Genomic DNA, 21,558 nt, shown 5'->3' on the forward strand with positions numbered 1-21,558 from the left:
CTCAGCCCGCGAGCCGGGTGCCCTCCGCGACGAGGTGGACGGGGGCGCCCGTGGTGGACGAGGCGTCGGCGGCGACACCCACCAGGACGCTCCGGATGCCGTCGAGGTGACCGGCCCGGCGGGCGAGCGGGTCGTCGCCGGGGCCGCGGAAGACGTCGTCAAGCAGCAGGGCGTCCCCGCCGCCGTGGGCGCCGCCGCCCGCCCGGATGGGGACGTCCTCCGGTTCCCGCCAGTGGCGTCGCAGGGTGAGGCGTTCCCAGGAGCCCGCCGCGTGCTCCCCCGTGAGGGCGCCGGGGTCGACGGCGGCCCGCGGCGGGGTCCAGGCCCGTTCGACCACCTCCAGGTCCAGGCGGCCCTCCGTGCCGTTCAGCGCCACCCGGTATCCCTCGAACGGAGCGTGCGCGTTGAGTGAGTAGGTCAGCAGGGCGCCCCGCGCGTACCTGACCAGGACCGCCATGTTGTCCTCGATGGTGACGCCGCCGCCGAAGACGTCCTGGTCGCGGATGTAGCCGTCCTCGTGCTCGGCGTCGAGGTACAGCCGGCGCAGGCGGGGGTCGGCGGAGAGGTCGAGGAGGAAGGGGTCGCTGCCGAGGCCGGGGGCGCCCCGGCCCCGCGCGGGCCGGTCGCCCAGGCCGCGGGCCCGCGCGTTGCGCGCGCCGTAGAACCGCAGGGAGGCCTGCGCGTAGACCGTCTCCGCGGTGTCTGCCAGCCACCAGTTGACGAGGTCGAAGTGGTGGGTGGACTTGTGCACGAGCAGACCGCCGGAGTCGGACTTGCGCCGATGCCACCGGCGGAAGTAGTCGGCGCCGTGGATGGTGTCGAGCGTCCACTCGAAGTGCACGGACGTCACCTCCCCGATCGCGCCGTCCATGACGAGCCGTCGTACGGCCGAGTTGCGCGGCGCGTACCGGTAGTTGAAGGTCACGACGACCCGGCCGTCACTCCGCTCGGCGGCCGCGGCGATCGCCGCGCAGCCCGCGGCGGTGGTGGCGAGGGGCTTTTCCACCACGACGTCGCGCCCGGCGTCGAGCGCCGCGCACACGTAGTGGGCGTGGGCGGCGTCGACGGTGGTCACCACGACGGCGTCCGCGACCTCGAGCAGACCGCCGAACCCCGCGGGGGCGAAGCAGGGCACGTCCCGGCCGATCCGCTCGGCGTAGTAGCCCATGCGCGTCCGGTTGACGTCGCACAACGCGACGATCTCCCCCGCGTCGCTCCACTCACCGAGCAGCGCGTCGACGTACAGCTGCGCGCGGTGCCCGAGCCCGACGAACCCGTATCTCATGTCATCTCCCAGCCGGGCGCGACGCCCTTGACGCTTCGTGCACATGTGATCTACTTGCGGATTGTTCGCAGTCCCGCGACAAGCGCCCAGGGCAGGTGACGCACTTGTCACCGCGATGATCAGTTCCGGCGAGGACGCGGGCCCGGCTCGGTGACGAGGTGACGCGGGTGCAGCCTTTGCGGGTCGTGGTGGCCGGAGTGCACGGCTACGGCGCCGTCCATCTGGAGAACGTACGGCGCCTCCAGACGGCCGGGCTGGCCGAGCCGGTCGGCGTGTGCGACACCCGGCCGCCCGATCCCCTGGCGCACCCTGGCCTTGGCGATCTCGAGTGGTCCGCCGACCTGCCCGGGCTCATCGAGCGGACCGGCGCGCAGATCGCCGTCATCGCGACGCCGATCCACACGCACGCCGCGCTGGCGACCGCGGCACTGCGTGCCGGAGCGCACGTCCTGCTGGAGAAGCCGCCCGCGCCTTCGGTCACCGAGTTCGAGCGCATCGCGGACGCCGTGGAGGAGACCGGCCTGGCCTGCCAGGTGGGCTTCCAGTCTCTGGGTTCGGCGGCGATCCCGGCGGCGCGTGCCCTCATGGGCTCGGGTCTGCGGGGCATCGGCGTGGCGGGGGCGTGGGAGCGCCGCCGGTCGTACTACACCCGCGCCGCCTGGGCCGGCAGACGCACGCTGAACGGCGCCGACGTCGTGGACGGCGCTATGACCAACCCGTTCGCACACGGGATCGCGACCGCCCTCGCCGTCGCGGGAGCCGACACGGCCGACGCGATCGCCGGCATCGACCTGGAGCTCTACCGGGTCAACGCCATCGAGGCCGACGACACCTCCAGCGCCCGGCTGCGGCTTCGCGACGGCACCGTGGTCACGGTCGCCGTCTCCCTTTGCGCGGACCGGGAGAACGAGCCGTACCTGCTCCTGCACGGCGAGCAGGGCACCGCCCTGCTCCGCTACACGACCGACGAGATCGAGGCGGACGGGGTGCGGACCGGGTATCCGCGCACGGATCTGCTGGAGAACCTCCTCGCCCACGTGCGCGACGGCGCGGAGCTGCTGGTGCCGCTGGCGGCGACCGGCGCCTTCACCCGGTTCCTCGACGAGGTGCGGCGGGCACCGGGCCCGGTCGCCGTCCCGCGGGAGTTCCAGCGGATCGAGCCGGAGCGGAGGGTGCTGCCGGGCATCTCCGGGCTGGCGGCGGCGAGCGCGGAACGGCTCGCGCTCCTGTCCGAGCTCGGCTTTCCCGGCACCGCCCGTCGCCCCGCAGCGTGGCCGGAGACGACGCTGCGCGTGGCGGGGCGCGAGGTCGCCGTCTACGAGTACCGCGGCGACCTGCAGGCGACCGACGCCCCGCGACCGTACCTCCACCCGGTCCGCACCCTTGGCGGTGCGGTCGTCACCGAGACCCGCCCGGCCGACCATCCGCATCACTTCGGGGTGAGCGTCGCCGTCTCCGACGTGGACGGGGTGAACTTCTGGGGCGGGTCCACCTACGTCCCGGGCCGCGGTCATGTGACGCTGCCGAACCACGGACGGCAGCGACGTCTCGTCCTGCGTGCCGTGGAAGGCGGCTACGCCGAGGAACTGGAGTGGACCGGGCCGGGCGGGCGGGTGCTACTACGCGAGCGGCGGACGCTCACGGCCCGGGCGCTCGACGACGCGTGGGCGCTCGACGTCGCCATCACGTTGACCGGCGGCACGACGGGCAACACGGTGGCGATCCGCAGCTCGGCGTGCAAGGGCCGGGCCGGCGCGGGATATGGCGGGTTCTTCTGGCGGGCTCCCCGGCACGCGCCGCGCCTGGCCGTTCTCACCGCCCACGGCGACGGCGAGGACACCGCCCACGGCAGCCGCGACCCATGGCTCGCGCTGGTGTCGGACGCGTGGAGCCTGGTGTTCGTGCAGACCGGAGTGACAGACCCGTGGTTCGTCAGGGTGGCGGAGTACCCCGGGGTGGGCCCTGCCCTGGCCTGGAGTGAGCCGCTGTCCCTCGCCGGGGACCTGTCGCGTGCGGTCACGGTCGTGGTCGCCGACGGGCGGCTGTCGCGGGAGCGATGTGCCGGCCTGGCCGAAAGAGCGCGATAGATGCTGTGACCGTTCTCCCCTGTCGAATGCGCTTACCACCAGAACGGAATCCACGAAGCCTGGATCGACGTCATCATCGACGACGCCTGGGCCCCGGACCAGCCTGTCAGCCGCCCCGGCCCCAACCGCGTCACCTTCGGATGTCGTGTCGGCCCCGTCGAAGGGCAGCCTGTCCCCGCCTGCTCTCTGGTCAAAGGCGCTGCAGTCGCATCCGATGAGCCGTTCTACGGCCGCAAGCTGACTCGCGACAGGTGCTCCATCTCATGGCCTCGGCTGCACTCAACCCGGACCGGATCCTGAATCCAGACACAGGCGGCAGGGAGATGTGACTCGTCGCTGTCGGCATGGGGCTCGGGTGCATCGACGAGGCGAGACCCGGCTGCTATCGCCGTACGCCAGCGTACGACGGGGTGCGGCTGATAGAACGGCTCGTGATCGACTGGACACCACAGCACCTGGAGAGTGTCGGTGTCATCGGGAAACGGCAGTTCGGGAACATCGCGCGCGAAGAGCTGAAGCACTGGGACCAGAGGAAGCGGCCCTTCGCCGCCGATACCCGTCGCATGAGATCGTCTGAATCTGCCACAACGAGGATCCTGTCATTCGCCTACGACACTTCCCCCGGCTCTTCCCAGGACGTTCACTAGCTAGTAGGCGAGTTCTCCGATGCCGCCATCGACGCGCAGGACGGTGCCGGCGGTGTAGGCGGACTCGTCGGAGGCCAGGTAGACAGCGGCCTTTGCCAGCTCGGTGGCGGTGCCGATGCGATGCAGGGGCACGGTCCGCCGCAGCTCGTCGTAGATGGCGGCCTGTCGCTCGGGCCCGAGTGATGCGAAGGTGTCCGTGATGGTCGGCCCCGGGCTCAGCCCGTTGACGCGGACGCCCCGCTCCTTCAGCTCGTAGGTCAGCCCGCGCGACAGGGACAGCAGGCCGGCCTTGGCGGCTCCGTAGACCGCCGCGTTCTCGTGCCCGATGAAAGCGGAGACGGAGCCGACGAGGATGACCGAGGCTTGCCGTGACAAGAGCGGCAGCAGGGCCTTGATCAGGAAGAACGGTCCCTTGAGGTTGGTGGCGACGAGCCTGTCGAACGCCTCCTCGGTCCATTCCTCGATCGGCAGGTGGGTGACGTCGGCGGCGTTGCTCATCACGATGTCGAGCCGCGGCCACTCCTCCTGCAGCCGCGCCGCGAGCGCCGCCTGGCCGGGCACGTCGCCGGCGTCGGAGAGCACGGGCAGCACCCGGCCGCCCAGCCGCCGGGCGGCCTCCTCCAGACGTTCGCGCGAGCGGCCGGTGATCGCGATAGTCGCTCCCTCGGCGAGGAACTCGCGGGCGGTCTCGAACCCGATGCCGCTCGTCCCGCCCGTGATCAGTGCGTGCTTTCCCTCAAGACGACCCATTGAACTCATTTCCTCACTCGCGCCAAGGCGCGTGATTCTGGTGACGGTGGTTCTGGCAACGGTGACGGGCCATCCTCGTCATCACGGGACACCCGCCAGGGCCGGCTTCCTCGCTGCGGACGTGGCCCTAGCCGGCCCGTTCGGGGTTAGATGGCGGTACGGCCGCCGTCGGCGGCCACGACGGCGCCGGTCACGTAGCTTGCCTGGTCGCCGGCGATGAAGGCGATGACCTGGGCGACCTCGGCCGGGTCGGCGGCGCGCTTGAGCGCGGTCGTCAGTCCCATGCCGCCGAGGTCCGGTCCCATGGCCGCGACCACCTTGGAGGTGGTCATCGGGCCGGGCGACACGGCGTTGACGCGCACGTTCGACCCGGCGAACTCGGCCGCCCAGGTGCGTGTCAGGGATTCAAGCGCTGCCTTGGTGGCACCGTAGACCGCCATCGCCGGCATGCCCAGGGCGGCCGCGGTGGAGCTGACGTTGACGATGCTGCCGCCCCCGCGGGCGGCCATCTTCGGCGCGAGCCGGGCGACCAGGACGAACGGCGCGCGCACGTTGACCGCGAAGGCGGCGTCGTAGGCGGCGAGGTCCTGGTCGGTGGTCGCGCTGAACGGGACGACGCCCGCGTTGTTGACGAGGATGTCCACCGCCCCGGCGTCCTCGGCCAGCCGCTGCACGGCCTGCGGGTCGGCCAGGTCGGCGGGGATGAAGCGCACGGTGCCGGCGGAGCCGGCCGCGCTCCCCCGCACGTCGTCCACGACCTGGGCACCGCGGTCCGGGTCGGTGCCGGTGATGATCACGTTGGCGCCGCCGGCGGCGAGGATCCTCGCTGTCGCGTGCCCGAGCCCGCCGATGGCGCCCGATCCGGTGATCAGCGCCGTCTTTGCGTTGAAGTCCATGCGGTCCTGCCTCTCGTTCGCCGGCGCACGCTCACGCCGCCGACTTCTATGCAAGCGTTAAAAAAGTCGCTCGGCCATCACCGTACGACCTTTTGTGCACGCGGTCAAAAAGTCGTAACCTGGGGGCATGGCACGGACAGGGCGCCCCCGCGCCTTCGACAAGGACCAGGCCCTGGAGCGCGCGCTGCTGCTGTTCTGGTCCCGGGGCTACGGAGCGACCTCCGTTCAGGACCTCGTCGACGCGCTGGCCCTGGAGCGGGGCAGCCTGTACGGCGCCTTCGGCGACAAGCGGCAGTTCTACCTGGCGGCGGTCCAGCTGTACTGGGACACCTACGAGCGCCAGCTGGTCACGGCGCTGGAGGCCGGGCCGGTGCTGCCGGCGCTGCGCGAGGTGCTCGCCAACCCGGCCCGGGCGCAGGAGTACGCCTCCGACGTCGGCGTTCCGCACGGGTGCATGATCGGCAACACCACCGCCGAGCTCGTGCCGCAGGATGACGAGGCCCGCGAGATCGTGGCCCGCTCGCACGCCCGCTTCACCCGGATCGTCGCCGACGCCCTGCGTCGCGCGCAGGCCGCCGGCGAGGTCACCCAGGCCGCCACCCCCGAGGCTCAGGCGCAGCTCCTGCTGTTCACCGTCCAGGGCCTTTCCCTGGTCGCCCGCGCAGGACTGGACACCTCTGCCGCACTCGCCGCCGTCGACGCCCTGATCGACGCCCTCCGCGCTTGACCGCGGGCAGGAGACCTCACCGCGCCGGCTCGGTCAGCGGAGCACCGCACCTGCCGCCGGGCTTCGCCGACACCTTCATCAGCCGCTACGTCGACACCGGCGACGTGCGCCTGCACGCGGTCACCGGCGGCCGGGGACCCGCGCTGCTACTGCTGGCAGGCTGGCCGCAGAGCTGGTATGCCTGGCGGCTGCTCATGCCCGCGCTGGCCGCCGACTTCCAGGTCGTCGCGGTCGACCCGCGCGGCGTCGGGCTGTCGGACAAGCCGCAGGACGGCTACGACACCGGCACCCTCGCCGCCGACATGGTGGCATTGATGTCCGCGCTCGGGCACCAACGCTTCTCCATGGTCGGCCACGACATCGGCATGTGGACCGGCTACGCGGTGGCCGCCGGCCACCCCGAGCGGCTCGACCGCCTGGCCGTCGCCGAGGCCGCCATCCCGGGCCTGTCCCCCTCACCGCCGCTCTTCCACGGCACACAGGCCAACGACCGCCTCTGGCACTTCGCCTTCAACCGCCTCACCGAGCTGGACGAGCTGCTCGTCCAGGGCAAGGAGCGCCTCTTCTTCGGGCACCAGTTCGCCACCAAGGCCGTGCGCAAGCTCCCCGACCACGCCGTCGAACACTACGTCGGCCCCCTCGCCTCCGACCCCGACGCCCTGCGCGCCAGCTTCGCGTTCTACCGCGCACTCGACACCACCATCGCGCAGAACCAGCGGCGCAAGGCCCGGCGGCTGGCCATCCCCATCCTGGCGATCGCCGGAGCGGGCAACTCCGGCGAACTGGTCGAAAAGACCATGCGGCTCGCCGCCGACGACGTGGAAAGCGTGATCATCCCCGACTGCGGCCACCACCCGGCCGAAGAGGCACCCGAGGAGATGCTGGCGGCCCTCAAGCCGTTCCTGACGGCCCACCACTTCGATGCGATCGGGGGAGAAAGGGTCCCGGACTGCTCGCCCGGCCGGCCGCCCAACGCGACCGGATCGACAGGCGGATCGCCGACCTGACCGACACCCGCAACCGGCTCGACTCTGTCCGGGGCCGACCACGGGCGCGGTGGTCTCAGCGGCTGTTGGCCGTTGTCGCCGCCGCCATGAGGGCGGCGACGGAGTCGCGATGGTCGTGCTCGTTGCGCCCGAGGACGATGCAGCTCGGTTCGGCATCCGCGACGGGCACGCAGAGTGTGCCCGGTGCTGCCGGGGTGACGAGTGAGCGAGGGAGTACCGCGACCACTCGTCCGAGCCTGACCAGGGGAATCAGTTCGGCGACGTCGTTGAGCTCCGGTCCGTCAGATCCGTCGTCTGATATGCCACGCCAACGAGGGAAGGTCTCTCCGTCGAGATCCGCGGACCTGATACTGGAACGTCCGGCCAGGCGGTGGCCTTCGGGCAGCACGGCGACGCGGTCCTCGACGTGGAGTGTCTGGATCGTGAGGCCCGTGAGGTCTTCGAAGGGCGCGTACAGGAGAGCGGCGTCGGCTCGTCCGTCGCGGACGAGGTCTGCTCGTTCCGGGCCTGGGTGGAACATGATATCGACGTGTCGGGCGTGCGGGGTCTTCGCATACTCCGCGAGCAGCGCGGACAGCAGTCCGGCGTCACCGCCCGGCTTCATGGCGAGGCGCAGTGGCCCGGTCTCGGCCGCCTGCCGGGTGCGCTGCACGGCGACGTCCATGGCGTTCAACGCGTGCCGCCCCTGCTCGAGCAGCACCCTGCCGGGGTCCGTGAGCGTCACGCTCCGACTGGTCCGGACGAACAGCTGCACACCCAGGCGAGTCTCGATGCGCTGGATCGCCTTCGACAGCGCGGGCTGCGCGATGCGCAGGCGCGACGCCGCGCGGCCGAAGTGCAGCTCTTCCGCGACGGCCATGAAGTACCTGAACTCCCGCAGTTCCAGCGGATCCATTCCTGGAGAATATCAGTGTGCGAACCGGTTGGTATTGGACGGGGCGGCCGAAGGAGTGCTTGAGTTGCAGCATGTTCATGCACACGATGCTCGTTTCCTTTGAAGGTCAGATCTCCGACCCAGATCTCGATCAATTCCTGGCTGATATCGAAAAATCCATGAAGGACACCGGCGTGGTGCGCCGCTTCTCTGCGCAGCACCACATTCCCGTCGTCGGCGAGGAAGCGATCCCGGCGTTCATCGCGACCGCGGTCCTGCAGTTCGGCGTCGAGTCCCCGGACGATCTGGCGACGTTGTTCGCGGCTCCAGGGGCGATCAACGTGATCCACAAGTGGAAGGCCGACCACCCCTACAAGGTGGCGTGGGTGAACCACGAGGTGCTGGCATGACCGACTTCACCGGGAAAGTCGGCCTCGTCACGGGTGCCGGGAGCGGTATCGGACGCGCCATCGCGTCCGGTCTCGGCCGCCGTGGCGCGGCAGTCGCGGTCCTCGACCTGGACGAGAGCACGGCAGAGGAAACGGCCGACGCGATCAGCGGGGCCGGTGGGACGGCGACCGCGGTCCAAGTGGACGTCGCCGACGAGGACTCCGTCCGGCGCGCGGTGGCTTCGGTCGTGGAAAGGTTCGGTCGACTCGACGTCGCGGTGAACAACGCTGCGGTCCCCTCCACGGGCCAGGACCTGACGGCCATGACGGCGAACGCGTGGGAGCGAGTGATGCGGATCAACCTCACCGGCACGTTCTTCTCGCTCAAGCACGAGATCCCCGAGCTGCTCCGGACGGGCGGCGGCGCGATCGTGAACATCGCGTCCAACGGTGGCCTCTACGCCATACCGCATGCCCCGGCTTACGTCGCCAGCAAGCACGGCGTCGTCGGGCTCACCAAGGTCGCGGCTGTCGACTACGCGCCGCACGGGATCCGTGTGAACGCTGTCGCACCCGCGATCACCCGCACGGCGATGTCCGACCAGGTAGCCCAGGGCACCGACATGATCGCCGAGCAGGAAGCCATCACGCCGCTCGGACGCCTGGCGACGCCGGAGGAGATCGCCGACGCTGCGATCTGGCTGAGCTCTGACGAGGCCTCCTACGTCACCGGCACCACGCTGTCCGTCGACGGCGGGAGGCGAGCATGAGACCCGACCCACAGGCAGGCAGGCCGCGCGCCGAAGACCACAGAAAGGGGCGTTCCAGGTGCGGGGCCGGGTTCTTCATGGCGTCGCACCCCCTCGTGAACCGGGGTCAGAATGTGGCGATCGGGTTGACCGGGCTGCCGGACGTACCGGCGAAGCGGACCGGCGCGACTGCGAGCTGGAAGTCCCACTGGCCGAGCTCGGCGGCCGTCGTCGCGCACGACTCCAGGTCGCAGTTGTCGAGCAGCCACAGACCCATCGCGACGAGGCCCACGGTGTGAACCGGCATCGCCATGTCTTCGTACCCCGATGGCTGAACGTCCTGGGGGGTGTCAGCGCCGATCAGCGCGACCTGCCGTTCCTGCAGCCACGGCAGGCAGGAGGCGTGCCAGCCGGCCTGCGTGAAACCGCCGGCCGCACCGGCCTCGTGCCGGACGCGGCCATAGCCGGTCCGTAGGAGTACCGCATCGCCGGATCGCACCCGCACACCCTGGCGACGCTCGGCCTCCTCGAGATCGTCGGGATACACGCCCTGCCCCGGTTCCAACCACGGCACATCGCGGACCTTCGCGATGTCCAGCAGGACGCCACGCGTGATGATGCCGTTCGCCGCCGCCGTGACGGCCGCCCACGCCGATCCCGTTGCGGCGTCGACCAGCGAGTGCGACCGCCCGTTGTACATCGTGCCGTCCCAGAAGATGTGGCACGGCGAGTCGACGTGGGTGACGGTGTTGCCGTGGAACGTGATGCCGAGCCGCTCGGACGAATAGCCCCAGTGCCGGTCGTTGCGGAATCCGGGCAGCGGCATGTTCTCGGCACCCGGCATGTCGGCGAAGCACGGGCACGCCGTCGTCGACCGCTCCATCTCCTCCGGCACGGCAACCTCCCACGCGCACGACACGCTCCTGCCGTGGCGCACGGCCCGCGCCGCCGCCAGCCGGACGTCGTCGGTGATGTGGTTCAGAGTGCCGAGCTCGTCGTCGTCGCCCCACCGTCCCCAGTTCGACAGCGTGTCGAAGTACCCGAGCACGTCGTCCTGTGTGGGCATCGGCCGCCCTGCCGTCGTCCCAGCATCGGCTCCTCCGGTCACGCGGTTCGAGTGCACGGTGATTCCTCTCATTGTTGTTTCTCAGCGTCGGTTAAGGGGCGTTCGGCCACTGCTCGCGCAGTGGCCGGTTGTGGTCTGGGCGGCGGGGTCCCGTTCGACAGGCGCAGGGCCGGGTTGAGCATCGCGGTGACGGCGAGCGATGCCACCGCCATCACGGCCATCGCCGCACCCGCGGGCAGGTACTGCGCGACCAGCCCGGCCAGCTCCGCCGTCGATCGGCAGTGCCGCGCCGGTAACGACCGCGTTGACCCGCACGCCGCGGCCGGCCCACTCAAGCGTGGCTGATCGGGTGAGGTGCCTGATGGCCCTGCCGGCGATGACGGCGGAGCGGCGTGCGAAGGCGTTGGCAATCGAGGTTTCAGAATCACGTCTGGTCTTTGCTGGGCATCAGACTGGACATTTTGTGGCAAGTCTGGATACTGCCCTGGCCACGGCGTCTGGACCAGGGCCTGGTGTTCGGGCGGCCGCGGTCCCCGCCGTGCCCAGCGCCCTGGGCACGCAGACCCGGCGGATTCCCGGTGCGAAGTCGATGAGCAGATCCTCGGCCGGCCCCTGAATTGGTCCTCAATTGGCTTACAAGATCGGACCTTACCGAGGGTACCGATTCCTGTCAGGCTGAAGGGCATGACAACGACAGCAACCCGCTTCGACGGCCAGGTACTCACGCCTGGCGACGCCGGCTACGACACCGCCCGTACCGTCTGGAACGCCATGATCGACCGGCGTCCACGCATGATCGTGCGCGCGGCGGGCGTCGCCGACGTGGTCGCCGCCGTGCGGCTGGCCCGCGAACTGGACCTCGAGATCGGCGTGCGCTGCGGTGGCCACAACGCCGCCGGCTTCGCCGTGCCCGACGGTGGTCTCATGATCGACCTGACGCCCATGGGCGGCGTGCGGGTCGACCCGGCCCGTCGCCGGGCCTGGGTGCAGGGCGGCGCGCTGCTGGGCGCGCTGGACCGGGCGACCCAGGCGTACGGCATGGCCACCACCGCCGGCAACGTCTCACACACCGGCGTCGGCGGGCTCACGCTCGGCGGCGGCATGGGCTGGCTGGCTCGCCAGTACGGCCTGGCCTGCGACAACGTCGTCTCTTACACGGTGGTCACCGCCGAGGGCGACGTGGTGACCGCGAGCCGTACCGACAACCCCGACCTGTTCTGGGGCCTGCGCGGCGGTGGTGGCAACTTCGGCATCGTGACCGAGTTCGAGTTCCAGTTGCATCACACCGGCACGCGGACGCTGGTCGCCGAGTTCGACTTCCGCGCCGAGGACGCCGTCCCGGTCATCGAAGGCTGGCGCGACCTGAACGCCGTCGCGCCCCGGCAGGCGACGTTCACCGCCAGTGTCGGCAGCGCTCCCGCCGGCCCGATCGCCACGCTGGGGTTCGTGTGGGTCGGCGACCCGGCCGAGGGCCGCCGGCTGCTGCCCGCGATGCGGGCGCTCGGGCGCCCCGTTGCCTCCCGCGTCACCACACCGTCCTACCTCGAACTTCAGCAACGCGAGGATTCCACCGGCGGCCACGCCTACCGCCGCTATGCCAAGGGGCACTACCTGCGGAGCTTTCCCACCGCGGCGATCGAGGCGTTCTTGCTGCGCGGTGGCTCCGACCTGAGCGCGAGCCTGCACCTGCCGAGCGTCGGCCTGCAGGCGCACGGCGGCGCGATCGCCGATGTCCCGGAAGCAGACGCGGCGTTCAGCCACCGCGGCACGATGTTCGAGTTCGGTGCCGGCTCTCGCTGGACCGACCCGGCCGAGGACGACGCCAGGATGAGTGCCGCCCGCGCCGCCGGCGCCTCGCTTGAGCCGTACGCCAGCGGGATCTACGTCAACTCGTTGACGGCCGACGAACTGGCCGATGGGCAGCGCGGCGTGCGGCGGGCGTACTCGGCCGCGAAGCTGGCCCGGCTGATTGCGGTGAAGACCGCCTACGACCCGGCGAACGTGTTCCATCTGAACCAGAACATTCGTCCGGCCCAGAACATTCGTCCGGCACTGTGACGGGCCGCGTCAGGATCCCCGTACCTCCCGGATGGCCGTCGCCAGCAGCGCGACTCCCTCGGCGATGGCGCTCTCGCTGAGGATGGCGTAGCCGAAGATCAGGCCACCGGGCCCGGCGCCGGCGATCCGGAACGGCCCGACGCCCTGGATGCCGAGCCCATGCCGGGCGGCTGCCTCCACCACCGCCGCCTCGTCGAGGTCGGGCGGGAGCCAGGCGACCACGTGCTGCCCGGCGGCGATCCCGGCCGGTCGCAGCTCCGGCAAACGGGTGCGTAGCGCGTCCAGCAGCGCGTCGCGACGGCGCCGGTACACCGGACGCATCCGGCGCAGGTGACGGTCGAACTCGCCGCGGCCGAGAAAGTCGGCGAACGTCAGCTGGTCGATGACCGACGAACCGCGGTCGGCGAGCAGCTTCGCCGCGGCGACGTCAGCGACCAGCCGGGGAGGCACTACCATCCAGCCCAGCCGCAACCCCGGCGCGAGCGTCTTGCTGGCCGTACCGCAGTAGACGACGTGATCGGGCGCCAGGCCCTGCATGGCGCCCACCGGAGAGCGGTCGTAGCGGTACTCCGCGTCGTAGTCGTCCTCGACTACGATCGCGCCGCGGCGCCTGGCCCAGCGGATCACTTCGGCCCTGGCCGCCGCCGACAGCACCCCGCCGGTTGGCCACTGGTGCGACGGCGTGAGGACCAGCGCGTCGGCGTCGGCCACGTCCAGGGCGTCGACCCGAACGCCGTCCGGACCCACCGGGATGCCGACCACCTCCAGTCCCGCGGCCCCGGCCAGCACCCGGGCATCGTCGTCGGACGAGGGGTCCTCCAGGGCGATCCGCCTGGCGCCGCGCCGCGCGAGCACCTGGATCAGCAGTGAGACGCCCTGTCCGTAGCCGTTGCAGATGACCACGTTGCCGGGGACGGCCAGCGTGCCGCGTACCCGGTTGAGGTAGTCGCACAGGGCCTGGCGCAGTTCCAGCACGCCGCGCCCGTCGAGGTAGACGAACCGGTCGTTGGGTGCGGTGGTGAGCACGGTACGAACCGAACGCAGCCAGGCGGCCCGCGGGAACTGCGACACGTCGGTGCGCCCATACCCGAAGTCAACCCTGAAGCCAGCCCTGAGACCGGCACTGCTCGCGGCCGGCTGCGCCATCGAAGCCGCGGAGCCCGCGCCGGCGGCGGCCGGCGGCATCGACGCGGCGACCCGGGTGTATCCGCCCGATCGGCTGGCAAGGTAGCCCTCGGCCACGAGCTGCTGGTAGGCCTCCACGACCACCCCGCGGGAAACCCCGAGCCCGGCCGCGAGGGTGCGGCTGGGCGGCAGCGACGCACCCGCTCGCAACCGACCGGCCCGGATGCTCGCGCGGATCGACGCCTCGATCTGCCGGTGCAGTGACACCCCGGCGTCACGGTCCAGTTCGATGAGCAAGTCCTCGGCCAGCCTCGAATTGGTCCCCAAACGGTCCACAGAATCGGACCTTACCTGCGCTGTACCAATTCCAGCCAAGCGACCGCCTGCTCGATCGGCTATCGATGTTGCCGGCCGGCTTCGCCCACACAGCGGTGTGCCGGGCGCCGGTGAGCTTGTCCCGCAACGGTTCCGGCATCCGCAGCAGTTGCCGGGCGACCCAGGCCAGCACCGGCTTGGGCGCGGTGACGCGGGCCGGCAGGGCGGCCACCCATTCTTGCCGCACGGTCGCGCTGGCCTTCCATGCCCGGTTGCCCTCGATGACCAGCTTCCGCTCGAGATCGTTAGCCTTCGCCGGCGCGGCCGATCCCACGGCGGGAGCGCCCGGTCGCTTCGCCACCTCTCTGGCCCTGGTGGCTCAGCGCAAGCGACTACTCGCCGACGACGTGGCGATCGACTCGAAGGTCATGCTCATCCCCACGGGCAACGACGGCTTCAAGCCGGGCGTGGAGCTGAACGTCCGTCTGCCGTCGATCGCCGAGCCCGCCCAGGCTGCCGACCTGGTACGGGTGGCGCATCAGGTGTGTCCCTGTTCCAATGCCACCCGCGGCGACGGGGTCGCACTGGCTGATAACGGCACGCAGCTGTGACACGCGGCGTGCGGTGGATGCCTACCGGGCCTCGGGCGTGCCCTTCGTGCTGCCGCTGGTCTGCTTTCACGCGGCGGCGGACAATGGGGTCCCTACACCGTGGAGGTCAGCGTGGCGATCGGACGTGGCCTCTCGGCCCTGGCGGCACTCGTCATGGCCGCGGGCTGCTCGGCGGGCGGTCAGGCGCCCGAGGCCGCACGGCCGTCCGTCTCCTGTGGATCCGCTGTCAGCCGCGAGGCGCTTCCGATCTGGGCGAGAGCGGGCTTCAGCGGCGACGGATCCGGCGTCCCCCACGTGTTCAGCGAGCGCGGCGACATGATCGCCGTGCTGTTCGAGTACCCGCCGAAGGCGTCGGCCGATCCGGACGACGCCAACAAGATCCTGTGGGTCTCGCGGCTGCCGCAGCAGCCGATGCAGCCGCTGACGATCGAAGCCCGCCTGGATGGTACGACGACCTCGGTCAGCCGCGAGATCAGCGGCGGCGCCGGGCCGTCGTCGGTCAACCTGCCCCGGGCGGGCTGCTGGCGCCTGACATTGAACTGGTCCGGCCACGGCGACACCATGACGCTCACGTTCACCTGACCGCCGGCCGTACGGCGTGCCGGTCCCGATGAGGTACGACCGAGTACGCCAGAAACACACCGCGTAGTCCGGGTGTCTCGCCTGAACGTCAGCGTTTGCGTCGTCGTGCTGCGGGGTCATGCTCGGCGGTGACGCGGCGGAGGTCTCCTCGCCCAAACGGACGTAGCGGCCGAGGCTGCCCCGGTTCTGGTGGCGGGATTTGGCCTCCACACCCGGGCCAAGCCGGCAGCTTTTCCCCGAGCTCACCACACGGGAGCACGACATCTTGCATCTCATGGCGGCCGGCTACACCAATCCCGCCATCGCCGAGCGGTCGGGACTGAGCGCCAAGACCGTGCGCAACTACATCTCCCCGATCCTCGCCAAGCTCAACGCGGCCTCCCGCGCCGAGGCCATCACCCGCGCCCGCGCCGCCGGCCTGGGCGACACCCGCCTGTAGCCGACACCAGAACGCCCTACCAGGAGCCACCCGGCCTCACCGAGTGAGGCGCGCGGCCGCCAGTAACGAGGTAGGGCACCTGACATGCCTCACATTTCTGAAGCCCCCTGGATGCTTGTGAGGCAAGTACGTGGCCTTCCAGGGGTGCGGTCGCGGATGTACTCGCGCTCCATCTCTGAGAGGGCGGCGAGCACGGTGAACACCACGCCGGAGGGGTCGTGGGAGCCCTGCAGTTCGGCGGTGAGGAACTCCAGGCCGATGCCGGCGGCGTGCAGCTGCTCGGCCAGGGCGGCCAGGTCGAGGTCGCGGCCGAGCCGTCTGTGCTCGTGCACCACGAGCATGACCGCGACGCTTGCCGATCGGAGCTCGCGGGCCAGGGCGACGACCTTGTCGAGTTCGGGGCGGGTGGGGATCTCCTCGGACAAGACGCGGGCGGCCTGGAGTGCGTCGAGCCGGGTGTCCAGGGGCTGACGGACGATGGAGGCGCGGGCGTACCCGATGCGCACGTGCCCCGCCGGTTCGGCGCCCGCCGTGGCCGGGCGCGGCAGTTCGATCCAGAGCGTGCCCGGCTTGCGGACGGGCGGGGTCGCCGCAGTGCGCGACTTGGCGAGCGCGGGCACGAGCCGGAAGCGGGCGGTGTGGTACAGGACGGCCCTCGGACAGGCGTGGGCCTCCACAAGGAACCGCTGACTCATCCGAAACAGGTCTCCTCCGGCGCGAAGCCGAGTCGCGTGGCGTCCCTTTCCCGGCGATGAGGTCGCGCTCTTCGTCCAGGATCGGCTCGGCCCTGCGCGGCTGCCCTCAGCTGCCCGCCGTACGCGGTGACCTGCTGGCCCGGCTGGGCCGTACGGACGAGGCCCGGCGGGAGTTCGAACGGGCGGCGTCCCTGACCGGCGACGAGCGGGAGCGGGCCCTGTTCCTGGCCCGCGCCTCCGACTGCGGCTAGCCGACCCCCGTCCGATGACCCTCTCCCCCTTCCAAGAGCGATTGACAAAGAGAGTTTTTACGTACAACATTGTTTTTGCGATGAGAGACGTCCTGTACCTGGAGCAGATCGAGCAGGCCGAGGCACTGCTCAAACCGCAGCGCATCGAGGTGCTGCGGCAACTGGCGGTGCCGCGCACGTGCACCGAGGTGGCGGCGGCGCTCGACCAGACGCCGCAGCGGGTCTACTACCACGTCAAACGCCTGGTGGAGGCGGGCCTGGTCGACCAGGTCTCCGAGCGGCGGGTGCGCGGCATCACCGAAGGCATCTACCAGGCGAGCGCCCGCTCCTACTGGCTGTCGCCGGGCCTTGTGGGCCGCATCGGCGGGCTGCGCCGGCGGCAGGACGAGCTCAGCCTGGGCTACCTGCTCGACCTCATGGAAGAGGTGCAGGCCGACATCGCCGCCCTCGACCGGACCGCGCCGGAGCTGCCGTCCATCGGCGTGTCGGGCGAGGTGCGCGTGCCCCCGGAACGACGCCAGGAGTTCCTGGCCGACCTGCGCACCGCGCTGCAGGACCTGTTCACCCGCTACGGCGGCGGCGAAGGCGACGCCTTCAAGCTCGCCGTGGCGTGCTATCCCCACTATCCGCAGGGAGACGACCGTGAGTGAACCGATGATCGTCCGCGTCCGCCTGGTGGCTCCGCTGAAGGAGGTGCGCCACGCGCTGACCGACCCCGCCGCGATGCGGGTGTGGCTGGCCGAGCACGCCGAGGCCGACCTGCCCGGCAGCTACGCGTTCTGGGGCCGCCGCACCCCCGAGGGCGACGCCCCCCACCAGCGTCCGCTGCACGCCGACGACCACACGCTGCGCTTCGCCTGGCTGCTGGACGGCGTGGAGACGACCACCGAGATCACGCTGGCGGAGGAGGCCCCGGACGCGACCGTCCTGACCCTGTCGCAGAGCCACTTCGACTTCCAGGACGTCATCACCGGGGCGAGCATCCGGGGCGTGCTGCAGACCTTCTGGTCGCTGGCGCTGTCCAACCTGGCCGACTACGTCGAGGGGCGCGAGATCGGCCCCCAGCCCGACTACACCTCGGCCGACTTCCGCGGGGAGATGGTCGTCGAGGCGCCGGTCGAGCAGGTGTACGACTCCCTGGTCGACTCGGACAAGGCGAGCGACTGGTTCGGCTACCCCATCGGCATCGAGCCGTACGTCGGCGGGCGCTTCGCCATGGGGGGCCTGGACGCCGATCCGCACCCCGCGAAGATCATCGACCTGGTCCCCGGCAAGACCATGTCGGCCGACTGGGGACCGGGGGGCGTCGTCACCTGGGAGCTGGAGGACAGCGGCGGCAAGACCCGCCTGACGTTCGTCCAGAGCGGCTTCGACACCGGCAACCCGCCGTACGCCGCCTGGACCGGATGGCTCAGCGGTCTGGCCGCGCTGCGCCGTTACCATGAGGTGCCCGGCGGCCACCGGATCTGGCTCCCCGCCGAGCCGGCTGCCTAACCCCGCACCCACGACCAGGCGGAGTGTGATCGGTCATGACGGTGACCCGGGAAGTGCTCGCCTACTACGAGCAGGGCAAGGAGGACGGCAGGCTCCGTACGGGCCGGGGTCGTCTGGAGCTGTGGCGGACGCAGGACGTGCTGCGCCGGACACTGCCGTCACCGCCCGCCCGGGTGCTCGACGTCGGTGGCGGCACCGGAGTGCACGCCGAATGGCTGGTCGCCGACGGCTACGAGGTCGAACTGCTGGACCCGATCCCGCTCCACGTCGAGCGTGCCGCGGCCCTGCCGGGTGTGACGGCCCGGCAGGGCGACGCACGCGATCTGCCCCTGCCGGACGCGAGCGCGGACGCGGTCCTGCTGCTGGGCCCGCTCTACCACCTGGCCGACCGCGCCGACCGGGTCACCGCCCTGACCGAGGCGCGCCGCGTGGTGCGCCCCGGAGGGCTGGTGGCCGCCGCCACCATCAACCGCTACGCGGCCGTGCACGACATGGTCTACCTGGGGGTCTACGAGCAGGAACCACACCGCCTGGCCGCGCGCAAGGCCATGGCGGACGGCGTCCTGCTGGGTCCCGTGCAGGGTTTCTCCGCCTACCTGCACGATCCCGACGAGGTGCCCGGGGAGTTCGCCGACGCGGGGCTCCCCGACGCCGAGCGGTACGGCCTGGAGGGCGCCTTCTGGCTGTACGGCGACGTGAACGACTGGCTCGACGACCCCGGACGCCGCAGGCTCATGCTCGACGCCCAGCGCACGCTGGAACGCGTGCCGTCACTTCTCGGCGTCAGCGGGCACATGCTCACCCTCGCCCGCCGGCCCGCGTAGGCTCCCGCTTCGCCTTCGGGCGGCCGCGCAGGTGGGCGCGCTCGCCGGGATCACCAGCGCGCACCTGGATGCCCCCGCCTCGCGACAGGCCGGGGACGGCGCTCGACGCGGCGCCGATCGGCCGTACGCACGCGCGGGCGCGGGGATGGAACGGCGGACGCCACGCCTTGGGAGCAGGCGTGACCGTCGTCGCGTGAAACGTTCTTCTGTCGCGCCGTAGCAGGTGGCGAGTTACGTGTCAGTTTCTTCCTTATTGCGGTCATTTGCCGGTCATTCCGGATTCCGCGAGCATGTTGGGTCTTGTGCAGTTGGGGGAAAAACGTTTAAATCCGGGATATCGCGCCGTCGACGCTGTTGACGGCACCGGCTCTTCCGCTCGCACGAACCGATCGGCCTTCACCCGCTTTCGCGTCGCAGGCAGGAACTCCCGTGAAACCTCACACCCGCGCAGAAATCCCCAATCGGGGCATCGGCACGCGATGACCGGCTGGTCGATCAGGATCTATCTGCTCTGCGACGAGCTGCTGTGGGCGGTTCGGCTGAATCTCCTCTGGATCGCGTTCACCCTGCTCGGCGGCGTGCTCCTGGGCATCGGCCCGGCCACGGTCGCGGCGTATGCCGTGGCGAGACGGCACGCCATGGGTGAATCGTTTCATGTCCGGTCGGCTTTCGCGGCGGTCTACCGCAGGGAGTTCGCTCGCGGCTCGCTCCTGGTGCTTCCACTGCTGGCGGCCGGCGTCGTGCTGGCCGGCGACTACCTGTACTTCACGGCATCGGGAGCGGCGGCGCTCCGGTTGACGACCTACGCGGCGCTGGTCGCGCTGGTCGTCGTGGCCGCCTACCTGCTGCCGATGTACGCGCACTACGATCTGCGGCCCCTCGCCTGCCTGCCCAAGGCCTCGCTGTTCGCACTCACCCGCCCCGCCGCCTCGGTCCTGCTGCTGTTCTGCCTGGCGGCGGCGGTGGTCGCGGTCTCGTCCTTCCCGATCCTGGCGCTCACGGTCGCCGTGGGCGGCTGGATCCAGCTGAACACCTGGCTCTGCCTGCGCTTCTTCGCGGAGAACGAGGCCCGCCTGCATCCGAAAGGCACCATATGAAAACCACCCCCCACCGGCTGCTCGCCGGTGTGTTGGCGATGACGACCGCCCTTGTCGCCTCCGCCTGCTCCTCCGGGGGCGAGCAGGGTCCGAGCGACAACGAGCTGACCGTGATGGCCCCGCTCTTCGGCACGGCTCCCGCTCCCGACGGCGAGATGCAGAAGGCCGTCGAGAAGCTGGCCGGCAAGAAGCTCAAGGTCACATGGGTGCCCAACGCGGAGTATGGCGACAAGACCAACGTCACGCTGGCCTCGGACAGGATCCCGGACGTCATGGTGATCCAGGACCAGAAGACCCCGTCCTTCGTCAAGGCCGCCGAGGCCGGTGCGTTCTGGGACCTCACCGACAAGCTGGACAAGTATCCCAACCTGAAGCCCAGGAACGAGCAGACCAGGCTCAACTCCTCGACCAACGGCAGGAACTTCGGCGTCTACCGGGTCCGTCCGCTGCTCCGCTCGGCCGTGCTGCTGCGCAAGGACTGGCTCGACAAGCTCGGCCTGGACCTGCCCAAGACCACCGACGACCTCTACGCCGTCGCCAAGGCCTTCACCGAGAAGGATCCCGACGGCGACGGCAAGAAGGACACCTACGGCCTCATCATCCCGAAGTGGCCGACCCCGGTGTTCAACTCGGCAAACCCGTACAACGCCGTCGACGTATGGTTCGGCGCACCGAACGGCTTCGGCGAGCGCGGCGGCAAGCTCGTCCCCGAGTTCGACACCCCGGAGTTCTTCGAGGCCAACCGCTACCTCAAGAAGATGGTCGACGAGGGACTGGTCAACCCCGATTTCGCCACCCTCGACGCCGGCAAGTGGAACGACCCGTTCGTGCAGGGCAAGGGCGGCATCATCATCGACGTCAACGTCCGGGCCACCCAGCTGTACGGCCTGCTCAAGGAGAAGGACCCCGAGCACTACACGGAGATGCTGGCGATGACCGGCAACCTCTCGCGTCCCGACGGGAAGAAGTTCTCCCTGCCCTTCACCGGCTACAACGGCGTCATCGCCATCTCCAAGCAGAACATCAGGACCGAGGCGCAGCTCGACGACGTGCTCAAGGTCCTCGACCGGCTGGCGTCCAAACAGGGCGCGATCCTGCTCACCAACGGCATCGAGGGGCGCAACTTCGAAGTCGAGGGCGGCTACGCCGTACGGATCAACGAGGACGACCCCGCCGTCAAGACCATCAACAACGACGTCGACTGGGCCTTCATCCAGCTGGGCACGACCGCCAGCGTGGGCGTGGGCGGCGACGCCTACGAGCTGAAGCCGGCGAGCAGGGCGGAGCAGGACAATCTGAAGCTGCGCAAGGAACTGGAGGCGCTCGACCTGCAGACGGCCGTGCACGACCCGACCCTCCCCTACGTCTCCCCCACCCTGACGGCCAAGGGCGCGACGCTCAACCCGGTCGTCACCGACGCCCGGGTCAAGTACCTGGCGGGTGAGATCACCGAGGAGCAGCTCAAGGCGGAGATCAAGCGCTGGTACGACGGCGGAGGCAGCCAGGTGGTGACCGAGTTCCAGGACCTGATCGCCAAGGGCGGCAACTGATCGCGAGGGGCCCGGGGCGGCGTCCCGGGCCCCTGCCACG

At 70.6% G+C, this 21,558-nt stretch carries 21 protein-coding genes and 1 pseudogene; 15 read left to right on the plus strand and 7 right to left on the minus strand.

Annotated features, from left to right (window positions below):
- Position 1: 1 nt before the first annotated feature.
- A complete protein-coding gene (locus ABZ860_RS37890) occupies positions 2 to 1,285 on the minus strand; it encodes a Gfo/Idh/MocA family oxidoreductase (protein WP_357230024.1) in 1,284 nt (427 codons plus the stop codon).
- Positions 1,286 to 1,452: 167 nt separating this feature from the next.
- Here ABZ860_RS37890 and ABZ860_RS37895 point away from each other — a divergent pair, with 167 nt between their 5' ends.
- Complete coding sequence (locus ABZ860_RS37895) at positions 1,453 to 3,372, plus strand: DUF6807 family protein (RefSeq protein ID WP_357230026.1); 1,920 nt, start codon at positions 1,453 to 1,455, stop codon at positions 3,370 to 3,372.
- Between the two features lie 647 nt (positions 3,373 to 4,019).
- Here ABZ860_RS37895 and ABZ860_RS37900 read toward each other — a convergent pair.
- Entirely contained in the window at positions 4,020 to 4,769 is a 750-nt protein-coding gene (locus ABZ860_RS37900; RefSeq protein WP_357230028.1) for an SDR family oxidoreductase, read from the minus strand.
- A 146-nt stretch (positions 4,770 to 4,915) separates the two neighbouring features.
- Positions 4,916 to 5,665 carry an SDR family oxidoreductase gene (locus tag ABZ860_RS37905; protein ID WP_357230029.1) on the minus strand — a complete coding sequence of 250 codons (750 nt, stop codon included), beginning with the start codon at positions 5,663 to 5,665 and terminating at the stop codon, positions 4,916 to 4,918.
- A 127-nt stretch (positions 5,666 to 5,792) separates the two neighbouring features.
- On the opposite strand from ABZ860_RS37905, the gene ABZ860_RS37910 reads away from it, so the two are divergent.
- Both ABZ860_RS37910 and ABZ860_RS37915 read left to right on the plus strand, forming a co-directional pair.
- Positions 5,793 to 6,392: a TetR/AcrR family transcriptional regulator gene (locus ABZ860_RS37910; RefSeq protein ID WP_357230031.1), complete on the plus strand. Its 600-nt coding sequence runs from the start codon at positions 5,793 to 5,795 to the stop codon at positions 6,390 to 6,392.
- Positions 6,389 to 7,399 carry an alpha/beta hydrolase gene (locus ABZ860_RS37915; protein ID WP_357230033.1) on the plus strand — a complete coding sequence of 337 codons (1,011 nt, stop codon included), beginning with the start codon at positions 6,389 to 6,391 and terminating at the stop codon, positions 7,397 to 7,399. Before ABZ860_RS37910 ends, ABZ860_RS37915 begins: the two co-directional genes overlap by 4 nt.
- A 55-nt stretch (positions 7,400 to 7,454) precedes the next feature.
- Here the strand turns inward: ABZ860_RS37915 and ABZ860_RS37920 are convergent, their stop codons facing one another.
- Positions 7,455 to 8,294 carry a LysR family transcriptional regulator gene (locus tag ABZ860_RS37920; protein ID WP_357230035.1) on the minus strand — a complete coding sequence of 280 codons (840 nt, stop codon included), beginning with the start codon at positions 8,292 to 8,294 and terminating at the stop codon, positions 7,455 to 7,457.
- Between the two features lie 71 nt (positions 8,295 to 8,365).
- Between ABZ860_RS37920 and ABZ860_RS37925 the strand changes: the two genes are divergently transcribed.
- The gene (locus ABZ860_RS37925) at positions 8,366 to 8,683 is read left to right on the plus strand and encodes a hypothetical protein (RefSeq protein ID WP_357230037.1); all 318 of its coding nucleotides are present in this window, start codon (positions 8,366 to 8,368) and stop codon (positions 8,681 to 8,683) included.
- Positions 8,680 to 9,432: an SDR family NAD(P)-dependent oxidoreductase gene (locus tag ABZ860_RS37930; RefSeq protein WP_357230039.1), complete on the plus strand. Its 753-nt coding sequence runs from the start codon at positions 8,680 to 8,682 to the stop codon at positions 9,430 to 9,432. The genes ABZ860_RS37925 and ABZ860_RS37930 overlap by 4 nt, the downstream gene beginning before the upstream one ends.
- A 106-nt stretch (positions 9,433 to 9,538) precedes the next feature.
- Here ABZ860_RS37930 and ABZ860_RS37935 read toward each other — a convergent pair whose 3' ends face one another.
- Positions 9,539 to 10,477, minus strand: coding sequence for a cyclase family protein (locus ABZ860_RS37935; RefSeq protein WP_357230041.1), 939 nt, complete (start codon positions 10,475 to 10,477; stop codon positions 9,539 to 9,541).
- Between the two features lie 684 nt (positions 10,478 to 11,161).
- On the opposite strand from ABZ860_RS37935, the gene ABZ860_RS37940 reads away from it, so the two are divergent.
- The gene (locus ABZ860_RS37940) at positions 11,162 to 12,535 is read left to right on the plus strand and encodes an FAD-dependent oxidoreductase (RefSeq protein WP_357230042.1); all 1,374 of its coding nucleotides are present in this window, start codon (positions 11,162 to 11,164) and stop codon (positions 12,533 to 12,535) included.
- Positions 12,536 to 12,544: 9 nt separating this feature from the next.
- Here ABZ860_RS37940 and ABZ860_RS37945 read toward each other — a convergent pair whose 3' ends face one another.
- The gene (locus ABZ860_RS37945) at positions 12,545 to 13,996 is read right to left on the minus strand and encodes a PLP-dependent aminotransferase family protein (RefSeq protein WP_357230044.1); all 1,452 of its coding nucleotides are present in this window, start codon (positions 13,994 to 13,996) and stop codon (positions 12,545 to 12,547) included.
- 110 nt (positions 13,997 to 14,106) lie between these two features.
- Here ABZ860_RS37945 and ABZ860_RS37950 point away from each other — a divergent pair, with 110 nt between their 5' ends.
- The 3 genes from ABZ860_RS37950 (at position 14,107) to ABZ860_RS37960 (ending at position 15,607) form a co-directional block, all read left to right on the plus strand.
- On the plus strand, positions 14,107 to 14,586 hold the full coding sequence (locus tag ABZ860_RS37950; RefSeq protein ID WP_357230046.1) for a hypothetical protein: 480 nt from the start codon (positions 14,107 to 14,109) through the stop codon (positions 14,584 to 14,586).
- Positions 14,587 to 14,697: 111 nt separating this feature from the next.
- A complete protein-coding gene (locus ABZ860_RS37955; RefSeq protein ID WP_357230048.1) occupies positions 14,698 to 15,168 on the plus strand; it encodes a hypothetical protein in 471 nt (156 codons plus the stop codon).
- A 199-nt stretch (positions 15,169 to 15,367) separates the two neighbouring features.
- Entirely contained in the window at positions 15,368 to 15,607 is a 240-nt protein-coding gene (locus ABZ860_RS37960; RefSeq protein WP_357230050.1) for a LuxR C-terminal-related transcriptional regulator, read from the plus strand.
- A gap of 89 nt (positions 15,608 to 15,696) precedes the next feature.
- Here the strand turns inward: ABZ860_RS37960 and ABZ860_RS37965 are convergent, their stop codons facing one another.
- A complete protein-coding gene (locus ABZ860_RS37965; RefSeq protein WP_357230052.1) occupies positions 15,697 to 16,302 on the minus strand; it encodes a recombinase family protein in 606 nt (201 codons plus the stop codon).
- Between the two features lie 110 nt (positions 16,303 to 16,412).
- On the opposite strand from ABZ860_RS37965, the pseudogene ABZ860_RS37970 reads away from it, so the two are divergent.
- The 6 genes and pseudogenes from ABZ860_RS37970 to ABZ860_RS37995 all read left to right on the plus strand — a co-directional run.
- Positions 16,413 to 16,553 (plus strand): annotated as a pseudogene (locus tag ABZ860_RS37970) (tetratricopeptide repeat protein); the annotation flags it as partial.
- Positions 16,554 to 16,633: 80 nt separating this feature from the next.
- Complete coding sequence (locus tag ABZ860_RS37975; RefSeq protein WP_357230053.1) at positions 16,634 to 17,203, plus strand: helix-turn-helix domain-containing protein; 570 nt, start codon at positions 16,634 to 16,636, stop codon at positions 17,201 to 17,203.
- The gene (locus ABZ860_RS37980) at positions 17,196 to 18,047 is read left to right on the plus strand and encodes an SRPBCC family protein (RefSeq protein WP_357230055.1); all 852 of its coding nucleotides are present in this window, start codon (positions 17,196 to 17,198) and stop codon (positions 18,045 to 18,047) included. Before ABZ860_RS37975 ends, ABZ860_RS37980 begins: the two co-directional genes overlap by 8 nt.
- A gap of 35 nt (positions 18,048 to 18,082) precedes the next feature.
- Positions 18,083 to 18,871, plus strand: coding sequence for a class I SAM-dependent methyltransferase (locus ABZ860_RS37985; protein ID WP_357230057.1), 789 nt, complete (start codon positions 18,083 to 18,085; stop codon positions 18,869 to 18,871).
- 479 nt (positions 18,872 to 19,350) lie between these two features.
- Positions 19,351 to 19,968: a DUF624 domain-containing protein gene (locus tag ABZ860_RS37990; RefSeq protein WP_357230059.1), complete on the plus strand. Its 618-nt coding sequence runs from the start codon at positions 19,351 to 19,353 to the stop codon at positions 19,966 to 19,968.
- Complete coding sequence (locus ABZ860_RS37995; protein ID WP_357230061.1) at positions 19,965 to 21,518, plus strand: extracellular solute-binding protein; 1,554 nt, start codon at positions 19,965 to 19,967, stop codon at positions 21,516 to 21,518. The genes ABZ860_RS37990 and ABZ860_RS37995 overlap by 4 nt, the downstream gene beginning before the upstream one ends.
- The last annotated feature ends 40 nt before the right edge of the window (positions 21,519 to 21,558 follow it).

Origin of the sequence: Microbispora sp. NPDC046973 (genome assembly GCF_040644495.1) — a bacterium.
GTDB lineage: Bacteria > Actinomycetota > Actinomycetes > Streptosporangiales > Streptosporangiaceae > Microbispora.

What these genes read in the sequence shown, in the direction of transcription:
- ABZ860_RS37995 (WP_357230061.1), top strand. Translation starts at nt 19,965, where the DNA reads ATGAAAACCACCCCCCACCGGCTGCTCGCCGGTGTGTTGGCGATGACG.
- ABZ860_RS37940 (WP_357230042.1), top strand. Translation starts at nt 11,162, where the DNA reads ATGACAACGACAGCAACCCGCTTCGACGGCCAGGTACTCACGCCTGGC.
- ABZ860_RS37965 (WP_357230052.1), bottom strand. Translation starts at nt 16,302, where the DNA reads ATGAGTCAGCGGTTCCTTGTGGAGGCCCACGCCTGTCCGAGGGCCGTC.
- ABZ860_RS37900 (WP_357230028.1), bottom strand. Translation starts at nt 4,769, where the DNA reads ATGGGTCGTCTTGAGGGAAAGCACGCACTGATCACGGGCGGGACGAGC.
- ABZ860_RS37910 (WP_357230031.1), top strand. Translation starts at nt 5,793, where the DNA reads ATGGCACGGACAGGGCGCCCCCGCGCCTTCGACAAGGACCAGGCCCTG.
- ABZ860_RS37930 (WP_357230039.1), top strand. Translation starts at nt 8,680, where the DNA reads ATGACCGACTTCACCGGGAAAGTCGGCCTCGTCACGGGTGCCGGGAGC.
- ABZ860_RS37990 (WP_357230059.1), top strand. Translation starts at nt 19,351, where the DNA reads ATGACCGGCTGGTCGATCAGGATCTATCTGCTCTGCGACGAGCTGCTG.
- ABZ860_RS37985 (WP_357230057.1), top strand. Translation starts at nt 18,083, where the DNA reads ATGACGGTGACCCGGGAAGTGCTCGCCTACTACGAGCAGGGCAAGGAG.
- ABZ860_RS37975 (WP_357230053.1), top strand. Translation starts at nt 16,634, where the DNA reads ATGAGAGACGTCCTGTACCTGGAGCAGATCGAGCAGGCCGAGGCACTG.
- ABZ860_RS37920 (WP_357230035.1), bottom strand. Translation starts at nt 8,294, where the DNA reads ATGGATCCGCTGGAACTGCGGGAGTTCAGGTACTTCATGGCCGTCGCG.
- ABZ860_RS37890 (WP_357230024.1), bottom strand. Translation starts at nt 1,285, where the DNA reads ATGAGATACGGGTTCGTCGGGCTCGGGCACCGCGCGCAGCTGTACGTC.
- ABZ860_RS37935 (WP_357230041.1), bottom strand. Translation starts at nt 10,477, where the DNA reads ATGCCCACACAGGACGACGTGCTCGGGTACTTCGACACGCTGTCGAAC.
- ABZ860_RS37925 (WP_357230037.1), top strand. Translation starts at nt 8,366, where the DNA reads ATGTTCATGCACACGATGCTCGTTTCCTTTGAAGGTCAGATCTCCGAC.
- ABZ860_RS37905 (WP_357230029.1), bottom strand. Translation starts at nt 5,665, where the DNA reads ATGGACTTCAACGCAAAGACGGCGCTGATCACCGGATCGGGCGCCATC.